At 54.0% G+C, this 14,695-nt stretch carries 14 protein-coding genes and 1 pseudogene; 11 read left to right on the forward strand and 4 right to left on the reverse strand.

Going from position 1 to position 14,695, the window contains the following annotated elements:
- The first annotated feature begins 2 nt into the window (after positions 1 to 2).
- The 11 genes from AWB69_RS13405 (at position 3) to AWB69_RS13455 (ending at position 10,776) form a co-directional block, all read left to right on the forward strand.
- Entirely contained in the window at positions 3 to 194 is a 192-nt protein-coding gene (locus tag AWB69_RS13405; protein WP_062085391.1) for a 2-hydroxymuconate tautomerase, read from the forward strand.
- A gap of 59 nt (positions 195 to 253) precedes the next feature.
- On the forward strand, positions 254 to 1,756 hold the full coding sequence (locus tag AWB69_RS13410; RefSeq protein WP_062085392.1) for an aromatic/alkene/methane monooxygenase hydroxylase/oxygenase subunit alpha: 1,503 nt from the start codon (positions 254 to 256) through the stop codon (positions 1,754 to 1,756).
- 71 nt (positions 1,757 to 1,827) lie between these two features.
- Positions 1,828 to 2,094: a toluene-4-monooxygenase system B family protein gene (locus AWB69_RS13415; RefSeq protein ID WP_062085393.1), complete on the forward strand. Its 267-nt coding sequence runs from the start codon at positions 1,828 to 1,830 to the stop codon at positions 2,092 to 2,094.
- A 55-nt stretch (positions 2,095 to 2,149) separates the two neighbouring features.
- On the forward strand, positions 2,150 to 2,485 hold the full coding sequence (locus AWB69_RS13420) for a Rieske 2Fe-2S domain-containing protein (RefSeq protein WP_062085394.1): 336 nt from the start codon (positions 2,150 to 2,152) through the stop codon (positions 2,483 to 2,485).
- A 39-nt stretch (positions 2,486 to 2,524) separates the two neighbouring features.
- A complete protein-coding gene (locus AWB69_RS13425; protein WP_062085395.1) occupies positions 2,525 to 2,839 on the forward strand; it encodes an MmoB/DmpM family protein in 315 nt (104 codons plus the stop codon).
- A 53-nt stretch (positions 2,840 to 2,892) separates the two neighbouring features.
- Complete coding sequence (locus AWB69_RS13430; RefSeq protein ID WP_062085396.1) at positions 2,893 to 3,879, forward strand: aromatic/alkene monooxygenase hydroxylase subunit beta; 987 nt, start codon at positions 2,893 to 2,895, stop codon at positions 3,877 to 3,879.
- 97 nt (positions 3,880 to 3,976) lie between these two features.
- The gene (locus AWB69_RS13435; protein ID WP_062085397.1) at positions 3,977 to 4,999 is read left to right on the forward strand and encodes a 2Fe-2S iron-sulfur cluster-binding protein; all 1,023 of its coding nucleotides are present in this window, start codon (positions 3,977 to 3,979) and stop codon (positions 4,997 to 4,999) included.
- Between the two features lie 178 nt (positions 5,000 to 5,177).
- Positions 5,178 to 6,239, forward strand: coding sequence for an alcohol dehydrogenase (locus AWB69_RS13440; RefSeq protein WP_062085398.1), 1,062 nt, complete (start codon positions 5,178 to 5,180; stop codon positions 6,237 to 6,239).
- A 69-nt stretch (positions 6,240 to 6,308) separates the two neighbouring features.
- Positions 6,309 to 7,703: an OmpP1/FadL family transporter gene (locus tag AWB69_RS13445; RefSeq protein ID WP_062085367.1), complete on the forward strand. Its 1,395-nt coding sequence runs from the start codon at positions 6,309 to 6,311 to the stop codon at positions 7,701 to 7,703.
- 254 nt (positions 7,704 to 7,957) lie between these two features.
- The gene (locus AWB69_RS13450) at positions 7,958 to 8,788 is read left to right on the forward strand and encodes an alpha/beta fold hydrolase (RefSeq protein ID WP_062085399.1); all 831 of its coding nucleotides are present in this window, start codon (positions 7,958 to 7,960) and stop codon (positions 8,786 to 8,788) included.
- 164 nt (positions 8,789 to 8,952) lie between these two features.
- A complete protein-coding gene (locus AWB69_RS13455) occupies positions 8,953 to 10,776 on the forward strand; it encodes a sigma-54-dependent Fis family transcriptional regulator (RefSeq protein ID WP_075643908.1) in 1,824 nt (607 codons plus the stop codon).
- A gap of 107 nt (positions 10,777 to 10,883) precedes the next feature.
- Here AWB69_RS13455 and AWB69_RS48655 read toward each other — a convergent pair whose 3' ends face one another.
- The 4 genes and pseudogenes from AWB69_RS48655 to AWB69_RS13470 form a co-directional block, all read right to left on the reverse strand.
- On the reverse strand, positions 10,884 to 11,273 hold the full coding sequence (locus AWB69_RS48655; RefSeq protein ID WP_197500226.1) for a hypothetical protein: 390 nt from the start codon (positions 11,271 to 11,273) through the stop codon (positions 10,884 to 10,886).
- The gene (locus tag AWB69_RS48660; protein WP_062085400.1) at positions 11,270 to 11,725 is read right to left on the reverse strand and encodes a hypothetical protein; all 456 of its coding nucleotides are present in this window, start codon (positions 11,723 to 11,725) and stop codon (positions 11,270 to 11,272) included. Before AWB69_RS48660 ends, AWB69_RS48655 begins: the two co-directional genes overlap by 4 nt.
- A 33-nt stretch (positions 11,726 to 11,758) precedes the next feature.
- A pseudogene (locus AWB69_RS13465) lies at positions 11,759 to 13,537 on the reverse strand (Tn3 family transposase); the annotation flags it as partial.
- Between the two features lie 9 nt (positions 13,538 to 13,546).
- Positions 13,547 to 14,632 (reverse strand): IS630-like element ISBmu8 family transposase, encoded by a 1,086-nt coding sequence (locus AWB69_RS13470; RefSeq protein ID WP_062085401.1) that lies wholly within the window; start codon positions 14,630 to 14,632, stop codon positions 13,547 to 13,549.
- Positions 14,633 to 14,695 lie beyond the last annotated feature (63 nt).

Genomic DNA, 14,695 nt, shown 5'->3' on the forward strand with positions numbered 1-14,695 from the left:
TGATGCCAATAGCACAGCTGTACATCATCGAAGGGCGTGATGACGAGAAGAAGGAGCGGTTGATCGTCGAAGTCACCGATGCGATTCACCGCGCCATTGATGCGCCGATCGAGTCCATTCGAGTCATCATCACCGAGATGCCGAAACAGCACTTCGGCATTGCAGGACAAAGTGCGCTCAAGCGCGGACGTTAGAAGTTTTTCTTGTCGTGCGTTAAGGCCGCGATGGCCTGCGAAATCTAGGAGACGAAAAAATGGCTTTACTCAACCGGATGGACTGGTACGACCTTGCCAGGACGACCAACTGGTCGCCGAGATATGTCACAGAGAGCGAACTATTTCCGCCTGAGTTGAGCGGAGGGTATGACATTCCCATGGAAAAGTGGGAAGTCTATGACGAGCCCTATAAGCAGACCTACCCGGAATACGTGAAAATTCAACGCGAGAAGGACTCCGGCGCCTACTCAGTAAAAGCCGCGCTCGAGCGCAGTCAAATCTATGAAAAAGCAGATCCGGGTTGGCTCACGGTGATGAAGCAGCACTATGGCGCGATCGCTCTCGCCGAGTACGCAGCCGCGAGCGCAGAGGCAAGGATGATGCGTTTCTCCAAGGCGCCGGGCATGCGCAATATGGCAACGATGGGTAGTCTGGATGAAATCCGTCACGGCCAGATCCAGTTGTATTTTCCTCACGAGCATGTCTCGAAAGACCGTCAGTTCGACTGGGCTGCCAAGGCCTTCCATACGAACGAGTGGGCCGCCATTGCGGCACGTCATTTCTTCGATGACATCATGATGACGCGCGACGCGATCAGTGTCGGCATCATGCTGACTTTCAGCTTCGAAACCGGTTTCACCAACATGCAATTTCTGGGACTGGCGGCCGACGCGGCGGAGGCTGGGGATCACACTTTCGCCAGTCTGATATCGAGTGTGCAGACCGACGAGTCGCGCCATGCACAGATCGGCGGTCCAACGCTTGAGATACTGATCGCAAACGGCAAGAAAGCCGAGGCCCAGAAAAAGGTTGACATTGCTTTCTGGCGCGCGTGGAGGCTGTTTTCGGTGCTGACTGGTCCTGTGATGGACTACTACACTCCACTTGAGCACCGCAAGCAGTCGTTCAAGGAGTTTATGCAGGAGTGGATCGTCACGCAGTTCGAACGCGCACTGGGCGATCTTGGGCTCGACAAGCCATGGTATTGGGATACGTTCCTGCGGCAGCTGGACCAACAGCATCACGGCATGCATCTCGGCGTCTGGTATTGGCGTCCCACCGTCTGGTGGAACCCCGCTGCTGGCGTCACGCCGGCGGAACGCGATTGGCTGGAAGAGAAATATCCCGGCTGGAACGACACCTGGGGCCAGTGCTGGGATGTGATCATCGACAACCTGGTCGATGGAAACATGGCGCAAACGTACCCGGAGACGCTGCCGATTGTGTGCAACATGTGCAACCTGCCGATCAATTACACGCCTGGCAACGGCTGGGCAGTGCAGGACTACCCGCTCGAATACAAGGGGCGACTGTATCACTTCGGTTCGGAGCCGGATCGTTGGTGCTTCGAGCAGGAGCCGGAGCGTTATGCGGGTCACATGACTTTGGTGGACCGTTTCCTCGCTGGCTTGGTACAGCCTATGGACTTGGGTGGGGCTCTGGCTTACATGGGCCTCGCGCCTGGCGAAATCGGTGATGATGCCCACGGCTACTCGTGGGTCGACATCTACAAGCAGATGCGCATGAAGAAGGCGAGTTGAGCGCTGCTGCCTGACAGGCCGGTGGCGGTATGACCACCGGCGCAATCACCAACTAAATGGAGGACAACATAATGGCTTTGTTTCCCTTAAGCTCCAATTTCGAAGGCGACTTCGTGCTTCAACTATTGCCGGTCGATACCGAGAACACGATGGACGAAGTGGCGAGTGCCGCCGCGCATCACTCAGTCGGACGGCGCGTGAAAGCTCGCCCCGGGCATATCCTTCGCGTGCGCAGACAGGGTAGCAAGGAGTTTCTGCCCCGAGCGATGAAAGTGGAGGATGCGGGCCTCAAGCCCACCGAGTGTGTAGAAATTATTTGGGAACCCTCGCAGCCGTAACCAGGCATTCGACGGTTGATGTGCTCGAACCTTTTCACCAATAGGAAAGAAGTTCATGACATTTAAGAAAGTGTGCTCTCTTGACGATCTTTGGGAGGGCGAAATGGAGTCGTTCGAGGTTGATGGGCAGGAAGTTCTGATGGTTTGGCCGGAGGGCGGCGACCTGAAGGCTTTCCAAGGTATTTGCCCACACCAGGACATTCCGCTGATTGAAGGCAAATTCGACGGTAAGACAGTGATCTGCAGGGCGCATCTTTGGCAGTTCGATGCCTGCTCTGGAAAAGGTATTAACCCGTCGGACTGCGCGCTCGCCCAGTATCTAGTTAGAATTGAAGGCGAGGCGGTTTTCGTAGAAACAGACGGCGTGAAGCCGTTGTTCGCACATACATAAGCAGCGCTCCGGCCGCCATTTAAACCCAAGGAGAAGTTTGTGACTACAAACGATATAGCATCGGCCCACCTCAACAATCGGGTAGGTCCGATCATGCGCGCTGGAGAACTCGCTGATGCCGTCGTTGAGGCTGCGCTCGAGGACAATCCGGGGAAGGAAATTCGCGTAGACGATAAGCGGGCATACCTGCGCATCGACACCGAGGGTGAATTGATATTGCGCCGGGAAACGATTGAACGCGCTTTGGGGCGTCCGTTCAAGATTCCGGATCTTGAGGTGGAGCTCAGTTCGTTTGCGGGCCGCATCGAAACCTTGCCCGAGCAGATTCGATTTTATTTTAAAACGACGGTCTGACCGACGATTGAAACTGATCGGCGAACAAAGAATTCTGAGTTAAGGAGACAAGTATGTCAGAAGTTCAAGTATTAAAGCCACTCAAGACGTGGAGCCATCTTGCAGAGCGGCGGCGCAAACCCAGCGAATACGAAATCGTATCGACCAATTTGCACTTCACAGACCGGGATCCGAATGCTCCTTACGAGCTTGATCCCGATATGTGGATGAATCGTTGGTACAAGCAGAACACGCTGAATAGCCCACTCAAACACGATGACTGGAACGCCTTCCGCGACCCGGATCAGGTCATCTATCGCACCTACAACCTAATGCAGGATGGGCAGGAGGCGTACGTGTACGGGCTATTTGACCAATTCAATGCCCGTGAACATGACAAGGCTCTGGATCCGCGTTGGGCAGGAAAACTTGCGCGCCTGTACACCCCGGCTCGCTACTTATTCCATACGCTCCAGATGGCGTCTGCTTACGTGGGACAGATGGCTCCTGCAAGCACGATCACGAACTGTAATTACTTTCAGATGGCTGATTCTTTCCGGTGGTTGAGTCATACGGCCTACCGCACCAAAGAGTTGTCCTTAGCATTCGACGACAAGGGCTTTGGCACAGACGAGCGCCAGTACTGGGAGACTGATCCGGCCTGGCAGGGGTTTCGCGAGCTAATGGAAAAGGTCCTCGTAACCTGGGATTGGGCCGAGGCATTTGTTGCATTTAGTCTGGTGGCGAAGCCGGCCGTTGAGGAAGCGGTTTTGCGCAAGTTGGGTGAGTCAGGTCGACACAACGGCGACACGTTGGTCGGATTGCTAAACGATGCGCAGCTTGTTGATGCCGCGCGGCATCGGCGCTGGGCCGCAGCGCTGGTCAAAATGGCGGTGGAAAGGGCCGGCAACGCAGACGTGATTAAAAGATGGGTTCTGAAATGGGAACCGCTCGCCGACTCTGCGATCAACGCCTATTGCACGGCGCTCTCGGATGTACCGGACGCGTCCGCATCAGCGAGACTCGCGACGCGGGAGTTCCGAAACTCTCTCGGCTTATGAAGGGACATGCAACTGATCGCAATCTGCGAGCGCTCTTGGAGGGGACGTATTCGTGCTCCCGATGAGCACTCCAAGAGCAGCAAAAGGAGCTTAAAAAATGTCTCAACATAAAATATCGGTCCATGGCGAAGATCGTGTCTTTCTTCAAAGCGGGAACGACACCATTCTACGGGCAGCCCTGCGCTCCGGCATTGGCTTCCCGTATGAGTGCAACTCTGGTGGATGCGGGAGTTGTAAGTTTGAGCTCGTAACGGGCGATGTCGAGAGCATCTGGCCTGAAGCACCTGGTCTGACGGAACGTGATCGGCGTAAAGGTCGTTTGTTGGCTTGTCAGTGCCGGGCGAAGAGCGCTTTGGGGATCAAGATCCGAACCGATCCGGCTTATGAGCCGATACAACCCCCTAAGCGAAGGTCGGCTCGTTTCGTCGAGTCGCATGACGTAACGCACGATATCCGGGAATTCAGGTTTGTCACGGAAGACAAGGCGGCGTTCCTTGCTGGCCAATATGCGATGCTTTCAATCCCGGGGGTCACTGAGCCTCGAGCTTATTCGATGTCGAACATTGGCAATGAACTGGGCGAGTGGCAATTCCAGATTCGACGCGTACCCCATGGGCGAGCCACCGAACGCCTTTTTCATCATCTTCATGCGGGCGATGAGGTGGAGATCGACGGTGGATATGGTGTCGCGTTCCTTCGAACGGAGGTTAAGCGCGATATCGTTTGCGTAGCGGGTGGTTCAGGTTTGGCACCGATGGTTTCAATAGCTCGCGCAGCCTCGCAATTGGGCATGCTCGATACCCGTCGTCTTCATTTTTTCTACGGTGGAAGAACACCGGCAGACATCTGTGGGACGTCGTTTCTGAGTGAACTAAAGGGATACGACGAGCAGATTCATTTTTATCCTGTGGTGTCCTTGCCAAATGAGATTCCTGGTTCACAGTGGAGCGGTGAGACGGGCTATGTTCACGACGCAGTTCAACGGGTTTTTGAAGAGTCTTTGCGTGAGTTCGAATTTTACTTCGCTGGACCGCCGCCTATGACACAGACTTTGCAAGAGATGTTGATGGTGGGCTACAAGGTTCCGTTCGATCAGATCCATTTCGATCGGTTTTTCTAATAGGTGGGGTGAGGACCGCGACCTCGGAGAAGTGACAGATAAGAGGCACGCAGCGAAGAAAATCTCCAACAAAGCTGCAGTGTCAGAGGCACGTCATGCTGTCTGTGATTTCGGTGACAGTTCAGTTTGGTGCACGGGTTATAGAACTGTTCGAGTTAGCAAAAGTACGGAGTACAAAATGAAGGCATCAGTCTACTTCGGCCCTAAGGACATCCGTTGCACAAATGTTCCTGACGCGGCCATACGCGCTCATCATGAAATATTGGTCAAGGTAAAGGCTACTTCGATTTGTGGGTCAGATTTGCATCTTTATAGAGGTGCTCTGGACGCAATAATGGAAAGGGGGCATTCGCAGACCGGCCATGAACTCATCGGCGAGGTGATACAAGTCGGAAAAGGAGTCGGGAGATTTACTCCGGGCGATCGAGTTAGCATGGGTTACTCAGTCTCCTGCGGTCACTGCTACATGTGTGAGGTCGGCCAGACCGCGCACTGTGAGACGACCAAGAATGCTGTCTATGGTTTCGGGCTGCCCTTTGGCGATATGAACGGCACACATGCGGAAGCCTTGGTAATCCCTCACGCGGATGGCCATGCAATGAAAATACCGCTGAGCGTGTCCGACGAAGCAGCCATTACGCTTTCGTGCAATCTGCCATCCGCAATAATAGCGAATCGCTTAGCCGACATTCAGGTCGGTGAGAAGGTCGCGCTCATCGGTTGCGGCCCCACGGGGATGATGACGCTAGACATCGCTTTGCAAAGAGGGCCTGGCCGGGTGGTTGTTTTGGACAAAGTGACCGAACGCCTCGAAGGAGCGAGGCAGAAGGGTGCGGTCGCTATCGATGTAAACCACGTTGACTGGAAGCAAATGGCGCTTAGCGAAACCGGAGGTCGCGGCTTCGATAAGGTGATCGAGGTTGTCGGCTACCCGGAGACGTTTCAGATGTGTCTTGATTTGGTCCGACCCGGGGGCACCGTAGCCGCTATAGGCGTTTTCTGCGACGCTACATTCAACCTTAATCTGGCCGATGTGTTCTTGCGCAACATTAGCCTGCACATGAACGGATTTGCTAGTGTTCGGCCATACATGTGGGAGGCCATGCGCATGATCGAACAAGGCGTGATCACTCCCGCTGCGTATTTTTCCCATACTTTCGAGCTGACGTCAGTAGATAAGGCGTTCTCTTTGTTTGATGAGAAGAAGGACGGCGTATCGAAAGTTCTGATTCGACCGTGAAGTAGTCCAACGCAGAGTGATTAGACTGCCGAGCGCTCGACACACAAAAAAATCCGACAGGAGACAAAGATGAAAAGCAACAACGTTTTTGCGGCTGTAAGGGGCTTGATGGGACTGTCGGTCGCGTTATCGACGATGACTAATGCCAACGCGACTGACGTTTTTAATCTCGAAGGCTATGGTCCGATCTCCCGTGCGATGGGGGGCACCGGGGTCGCCTACAATGTGGGAACGGCAGCAATGATGGAAAACCCCGCAACTCTGGGTTTGATGGAAGAAGGAAGTTATTTTGAACTGGGTGCTGACGTAATTAACCCGGATATCAGAGCTATCGATAAAAACACGGGCGAATCTGTTTTATCCAAAAATCATGGAAACAACAATGGTCCGTACTTTGCTCCTGAATTAGCGTACGTCTACCGCCACAAAGACTACGCATTTGGAATTGGCGCGTTTGCCGGAGGGGGCCTGGGTACTCAATTCGGTGGAAGTAGTTTTCTCTCGCGAACCACAACCAACGATATTGATACGGGACTCGATAATTTCTCGAGATTGCTAGTGCTTCGTATTCCTTTTTCAATCGCTTATAAAGTCACTGATAAATTGACGCTGGGCGGCTCGGTTGAAGCGGTATGGACGTCACTAAATTTGGGACTACTGCTCGACACGTCGCAGATTGGCAATCTCGCGTCCCAGGGTCGAATTAACGGATCGCTGGTTCCGACACTATTGGGCGTACCCGGACTATCTGGCGGTTATTTTAACTTCTCTCACAGTGGCATCGTCGGAGGCGGAGCAAGCGCTTGGGGCATCGGAGGCAAGCTGGGCTTGACCTATCAAATTGCACCGGACACCCGGCTCGGAGTTGCTTATAATTTCAAGGCGGATGTTGGGGATCTGTCTGGCGGCGCCAATCTGACAGCAGTGAGTTCAGTTGCCGGGAACATTCCATTGAGCGGCCGCATCGTCGTCCGAGATTTTCAGATGCCAGCGCAATTGTCGATCGGAATTAATCATAAATTCAGCGACCAGCTTTCGGTTTCCCTAGAGTATCAGCGTGTCTTTTGGGCCGATGCCTTCAAAAACATAAATGTTGGTTTTGTACAAAACGGAACCGGAGCTAACCTTAACGTACTGCTTCCCCAAAATTATCGAGATATCAACGTCTTCGCGCTTGGTGCAGAATACCGTTATAACGATAAGTGGACCTTCCGCGGGGGTGCCCAATATGCTCAGGAAGCTATACCAAATAACACGCTCTTAACTATAGCACCAGCAATACCCACGACGCATCTTAGCGGCGGCGTCTCTTATGCCTTTAATAAAGATAACGTTCTCGCTTTTGCAATGTCAGTAGGATTGCAGAAGACAGTGTCTAACGATAGCCAACCGAATACCGCAGTTCCGATTAAAGTAACGCACTCTCAGGTGAATTTGCTGCTGAACTATCAACGACGGTTTTAGATCGCAAGTTATTTTACGCAGATACTGTTCGGTTCCTCTAAGCAGCGTATCAACCGTCATTAATTACAATTTTATTTAATGGAGAATGCCGGTGCACTGAAACCGTGAGCGGTAGTTCGATGACTGAGATTGATCAGGTCGCAGCAATGCAGATGAGAATATCTTTGGCAATAAGTCGAGAAGCTTTTGTTGGGAATTTTGGTCCGAAAGCTGTGGCGCGATTTTTAACAAATAGGTATGCTGAAAGGAGTTCTATGTCTGAGTCAGTAGAGATTGCGAACAATATTAATGCAGACGGCATTAATACCAACTACCACGACTGCGGCTCTGGAGTGCCCGTCCTCTTGATTCACGGATCAGGCCCGGGCGTTACTGCGTGGGCGAACTGGCGACTTACTATACCCGATCTTTCGACACGATTTCGGGTGATTGCTCCGGACATGGTTGGCTTCGGCTACACGGAGCGACCGCCGGGCATCCGTTATGACATGGGTACTTGGGTGAAACATGCTCTCGGACTGTTAGACGCGTTGGAGATCGACAAAGTGCATGTCGTCGGCAACTCTTTCGGCGGCGCACTCGCTCTTGCAATGGCAATCAGTGCTCCCGATCGCGTGCGTAGACTCGTACTAATGGGTAGCGTGGGCGTAAGCTTTCCCATCACGGATGGGCTAGATCGAGTGTGGGGGTATACGCCATCGATTGAAAATATGCGCGGGCTGCTCGACGTGTTTGCTTACGACCGCAACCTGGTGAACGACGAACTTGCGCGACTGCGGTATGAAGCAAGCATACGTCCGAACTTTCAAGAGGCGTTCTCGAGCATGTTTCCTGCACCGCGTCAGCGATGGGTGGATGCGATGGCAAGCCGGGAGGAGGATATCCGTTCATTACCTCACGAAACCCTTATCGTACACGGGCGCGAAGATAGGGTTATTCCGCTGTCGAACTCTGAGAAGTTGTTCGAGATGATTCCGCATGCTCAGTTTCATGCATTCGGTGGTTGTGGGCATTGGACGCAAATTGAGCACGGGCGGCGTTTTAACCGCCTGGTCGGCGACTTTTTCGATGAGGGTGCAACTTAGTCCGTCTGACGAAGCAAATTGCGGTTGAAGTTTAGGGAGGTATGGGGCGCCTCCCTATTTGAATCAACGCCTGCTTGGATCAAACTGAAGAGCTTGGATGGACGTAACACGCAGTCGAGCGCAAAAATGGAAGGGGCGGTTTGACCGTCTCTTGAGGCGGAGGCATGGAGCACAACAACGAAAAGACGGGTGGCACGGTCGAAAGAGGGATTCCACTCTTCGTCCCTGACGTGGTAGCAGATCTGCATTTTCCAAATATCCGCGATTTAGCGGAAAGGCTCCGCTTCAACCCGATGGACGGGCGTATTTGGCTTGACGACCGCCGCATGGTTTTGATCCACACGGAGGCGTTTGGATCTTTGAGGCAGGAACTCATTGAAGCGCTCGGTACCGAGGCAGCGCGCGGGTTGTTGACGCGGATGGGCTATATATCGGGCTCGCGAGACGCAGCGCTTGCACGTAAAATTCGCGGTGACGACAGCGCTTTCGACGCGTTTGCGGTGGGACCACAACTTCATGCGCTTGAGGGCATTGTTCTGGTGGAGCCGGTCAAGGTCGAAATCGACAGCACTACGGGCCATTACTACGGCGAATTCCTTTGGAAGGATTCGTCGGAAGACGAGGCTCATGTCGCTATCTACGGTATCGGCGCGGACCCCGCATGTTGGATGCAGACGGGTTACGCATGCGGTTATACAAGCGCCTTCATGGGAAGGCGAATCCTGTATCGAGAAATTGAATGCCGCGCACTGGGCAACGCCGCGTGTCGGATCGTGGGCAAGCCCGCGGAAGAATGGGAGGATGCCGACTCGGACTTAAAGTATCTTGCACCTCAATCAAAAGGTAGTCGCCGTGTCGCGGCAACGAGTACCTACGAGGTCGCGCCTGCTGGTAAGCTCGATGAAACGCCGCTTTCAGGCCATGCTGACGACAAGCTACTCCAAGAAGGTCCTATAGGTTCGTCCGCCGCCTACAACGCTGTCTTGCATAAGATATTTCGGGTCGCGGCTACAAAAGCAACAGTTTTATTAACTGGGGAAAGTGGCGTCGGTAAGAGCATGTTCGCTCGTGAAGTCCACCGTAGAAGCTCTCGAGCAACCAAACCTTTCGTTGAGATCAATTGCGCAGCTATCCCCGAGTCCTTAATGGAATCTGAGCTATTTGGTGCAGAAAAAGGGGCCTTTACTGGCGCATTCGCGTCGCGAGCTGGCAAGTTCGAGAGTGCCAACGAAGGGACAATTTTTTTGGATGAAATTAGCTCGTTGAGTTTGACCGCGCAAGCCAAGCTTCTCAAAGTCTTACAGATTGGAGAGCTTGAGCACCTCGGCAGCTCGACGACGATACAGGTAGACGTACGGGTGATAGCGGCAACCAACGACAATCTCAAAAGCGCGATTAAAAACGGACTTTTTCGAGAAGATCTTTTTTATCGGCTCAACGTCTTTCCTATTTTGATCCCCTCGTTAAGAGCTAGAAAAGACGATATTCCACTGTTGATCGAACACTTCATAAAGAAATTTTCGCAGCGGCATTGTCGACATCTACGCGGCATTTCGAGTAGGGCGCTCCATCTAATGTTGGACTATGCGTGGCCCGGAAATATTAGGGAGCTCGAAAACGTGCTTGAACGAGGCGTAATTCTTGCTGACGAGTTCGGGACACTGGAGGTATCTCACTTGTTGAGCAGTGACGATGCCCTGGAATCTAAAGGCGCCTTCGGATTAAGCGATTTGGGTTCGCTCGTTCCCGATTCAATCAGCACTGATGTTCAAGTCGATCGGCGCACAAAACCGAATGAGCCGTCCTATGGGCTGGACGACTGGGCGGCGCAAGCAGTAAAAATGAACAAAGCGACTCTTGGCGAAGTGGACGACGCTCTTGTTCGCGCGGCACTTTCAGCAGCGAAAGGCAATATTTCAGAGGCGGCCCGTCTGCTCGGATTGACGCGTGCACAGTTGGACTACCGGGTGAAAAAGTCGAATGGCTGACTCCCATGATCGGTAAGCAGCCCGCGAAGCTTGCAATTACCCACAATGTTCCTGTGCAAGCTCATAGCCAAGCTGAATGTCAATCAGGCGCCGAATGCCGCGCCACATCACGGTATTGCCGGGCGGCGGGTCGTTGGCCCGTGCAAGGTAACCACCGAGTTGCGCAAGCTTGATGAGGCTGGTGGCGGCGCCCGAGTAGTGCGAGGCGTGTCCTTGACGATCCGATCGAGGAGCTCGACCTCGGTTTGTGTGAGGGCCAACTGGGCGGGGGCGTGGGCGGCGCACCGGTTGAGCATGGTCAGCCAGAAGATACGCCAACTCAGGATACAGAACACTGAGATGAGATTGGCCAAGCGATCAGCGGTACGCAATTTTGATTCTTCAGTCTCCCCCGACTTCAGAATCTTATGGAAGGTCTCAATTTTCCAGCGCATCGCGTACCAGTCGAGCTTCTCGATGGCGTCCGCACGAGATTTGATTGACAGATCAGTGATCAACTTCCACTCGTCGGAGGCCGACCGGCGGGAGCGGTCGTTTCCTGAGCATGAATGACGGTCAGACGTAGCTCGGGATAGCGACGCTGCTTGTAGAGAGGTGGTAGTACCGTGATGCGGCGATACCAAATCGCAAGGAAGGCTTCGTCGGGACAGCCTTTCGAATCGCGAAGCTCGACACAATGGAAACCCCTGATCTTCGTCTCGGCCATCTCGTCGGCGATTGTATGCTCTCCGTCGCCAGCCAGGCGGTCAACGCATGTGCGCACCAGGAAGTTGCCCAGCTCATGCGCTTCACAGAACAGCTCGTAAATATCGCTTTCGCGATCGCCGATATGTACGCAGCGTTCCGGTTCGCCCAGTAATGCCGTGGATTGCCTCAGGTTTTCCAGCCAGCGATAGCTCTCCTTCTCTTCAATTGGCACGCGGGTAGGGTTGATGACCTTGCGCTTCAAGGGGCGGCTTCAGAAAACGGAATTTAAAGCACGCTAAGCTTCCCTCGATGGACGAAGCGGCCTAAATTTCCCCTGTTCGGGCTTCTGATTTCTTAACCATAGGTAATCTCCCGCGAGGTTGATGTGCTCCCAACCCAGTGGCGATAGGTATGTCAGCAAGTCGTCGCCGATCAACATGCCTTTGGCGTGCAATGCTTGAACGGTTCGCTCGAGGTAGACCGTGTTCCACAAGACGATAGCCGCGGTCACCAGATTCAAGCCGCTGGCCCGAAATCGCTGTTGGTCGAAGCTGCGGTCTCGGATTTCGCCAAGGCGGTAAAAGAATACGGCACGTGCCAGCGCATTGCGTGCTTCGCCTTTGTTGAGTCCCGCGTGCACGCGCCGGCGAAGTTCAATGCTTTGTAGCCAGTCGAGGATGAACAAGGTCCGCTCGATGCGGCCGAGCTCACGCAACGCCACCGCTAACCCATTCTGACGGGGGTAGCTACCCAACTTTCGCAGCATGAGCGATGCTGTCACGGTTCCTTGCTTGATCGATGCAGCAAGACGCAAAATCTCGTCCCAGTGTTCGCGAATGCATTTTTCATTGATGGTGCCGCCGATCATTGCCGCAAGTGCGGGATAGTCGCTCGACTTGCCGGGAACGTAAAGCTTCGTGTCACCAAGATCCCGGATCCGCGGAGCGAACCGATATCCGAGGAAATGCATTAGCGCAAAGACATGATCGGTGAAACCATTCGTATCGGTGTAATGCTCTTCGATCCGCAAATCGGATTCGTGATACAGCAGGCCGTCCAGGACATATGTCGAATCTCGCACGCCAACGTTGACGAGTTTCATATTGAAAGGCGCGTACTGATCGGAGATGTGTGTGTAAAACATCCTTCCAGGCTCGGCCCCGTATTTCGGATTGATGTGACCGGTACTTTCAGCGCGTCCACCGACTTTGAATCGCTGGCCATCTGAGGACGACGTACTCCCATCACCCCAATGAGCCGCGAACGCTTGCGACGATTGCGCATTGACCAATGCCGCCAATCCCTGAGAGTATGTGTCGTCGCGGATATGCCAAGCCTGTAGCCACGACAACCTCGCATACGTAGCCCCGGGGCAAGAGTCCGCCATTTTGGTCAACCCGAGATTTATCCCATCGGCCAGAATGGCAGACAGCAGCATTGTCTTGTCCTTGGCGGTCTCGCCGCTCTTGAGATGCGTAAAGTGTCGCGTGAAGTCCGTCCACTCGTCGACTTCCATCAGCAGCTCGGTAATCTTCACGCGCGGCAGCATCATCGACGTTTGGTCGATTAGCGCCTGAGCCTGGCTGGGCACCAGCGCGTCCAGGGGCGTAATTTTTAAGCCCGATTCCGTGATGATCGCGTCAGGCAGATCGTTTGCAGCCGCCATGCGATTAACGGTTTCGAGTTGCTGTGCCAGACGCTCTCGTCGCTCATTCAAATAATGGTCACAGTCGGTTTCGATGGGAAGTGGCAAGCTGCCGACGGACTTAAGTTCGGTATACTTTTCGGTAGGTATCAAGTATTCGTCGAAGTCCTTGAACTGCCGAGATCCTTGCACCCAAATATCGCCGGAGCGCAGAGCGTTGCGCAGTTCCGATAACGCGCAAAGCTCGTAGTAGCGCCGATCGATGCCGTCGTCGTTGATTACCAACCCTTTCCATCGAGTTTTGACGAACGCGACGGGCGCATTCGGAGGCATCTTGCGGGCACTATTCGAATTCATGTCGCGGATGACATCCACAGCGTCGATGAGATTTTTTGCTGCCGGCGCCGCTCTCAGCTTCAATACTTCTAGTGGTCTGCGTCAAACAGATTGCATCTTATTCAGTTTGGCCCTGGCACGCGTGACTTTCGCGAGGATGTCGGAGGCTTTTGCTGTCCAGATGAATGGTTTCGGATGACGATTGTGCTTCTGCACGTACTGTTCGATTGTGCTGACCAATTCGGGTACCGAGCGGAACGCCGCACGTCGTAACTGGTTCACTGATAAGTCACGAAAGAAGCGTTCGACCATGTTGAGCCAAGAGGCACTGGTGGGCGTGAAATGCATGTGGAATCGCGGGTGCTTGGCAAGCCATGCCTGTACTTCGGGGTGCTTCTGGGTTGCATAGTTGTCAGCGATCAAATGCAGCTCCTTGTCCTTGGGCGTGTTGCGATCGATCTTGCGCAAGAAGCTCAGCCACTCCTGGTGACGATGTTTAGTCTGGCACTGGCCAATGACACTGCCATCGAGCGTGTTCATCGCGGCAAACAGCGTCGTCACACCATGGCGCTTGTAATCGTGCGTCATCGTTTGAGCGCGACCTCGCTTGAGCGGCAAGCCCGGCTGGGTCCGATCAAGCGCCTGGATCTGGGACTTCTCATCGCAGCACAGGACCAAGGCGTGCTCCGGGGGATCGAGATACAGCCCGACGATGTCCTCGAGTTTCTCGGCAAAGTGCTTGTCGTTCGATACCTTGAAGCTCTCTAACCGATGCGGCTTGAGGCCATGCGCCTGCCAGATGCGCCGCACGCTCGCCTCACTTATGCCGGCCACCGCTGCCATGCTGCGTGTGCTCCAATGCGTCGCGTTATCCGGACGTTGCTGCGTCGTCAGTGCCACAACGGTCTTGACCTTGCGCGCGGAGATCTTCGGCTTGCGCCCGGGTCGCGTCTCATCCCGCTCGATCCCCGTCACACCGTCAGCTATAAAGCGAGCGCGCCAGCGTGCTACTGTGCCTCGCCAGATAGCCAGGTCCGCACCGATCTCTTTGTCTGTCTTTCCCTGCGCTGCGAGCAAAATCATCTTGGCGCGCTCAGCCAGTCGAACCGGAATCGTCCGGCCAGTAGCCCACGTCTTTAACTGTTTGCGCTGTGCTTCACTTAGCTCAACTTTCGCCGCGATTCGCATGAGTTCTCCCTCCGTATCAAGGAGACTCGTAAATCGCGATTAAGTTGCATTATTTGTGACGCA

Origin of the sequence: Caballeronia udeis (assembly GCF_001544555.2) — a bacterium.
In the GTDB taxonomy this organism is placed as follows: Bacteria; Pseudomonadota; Gammaproteobacteria; order Burkholderiales; family Burkholderiaceae; genus Caballeronia; species Caballeronia udeis.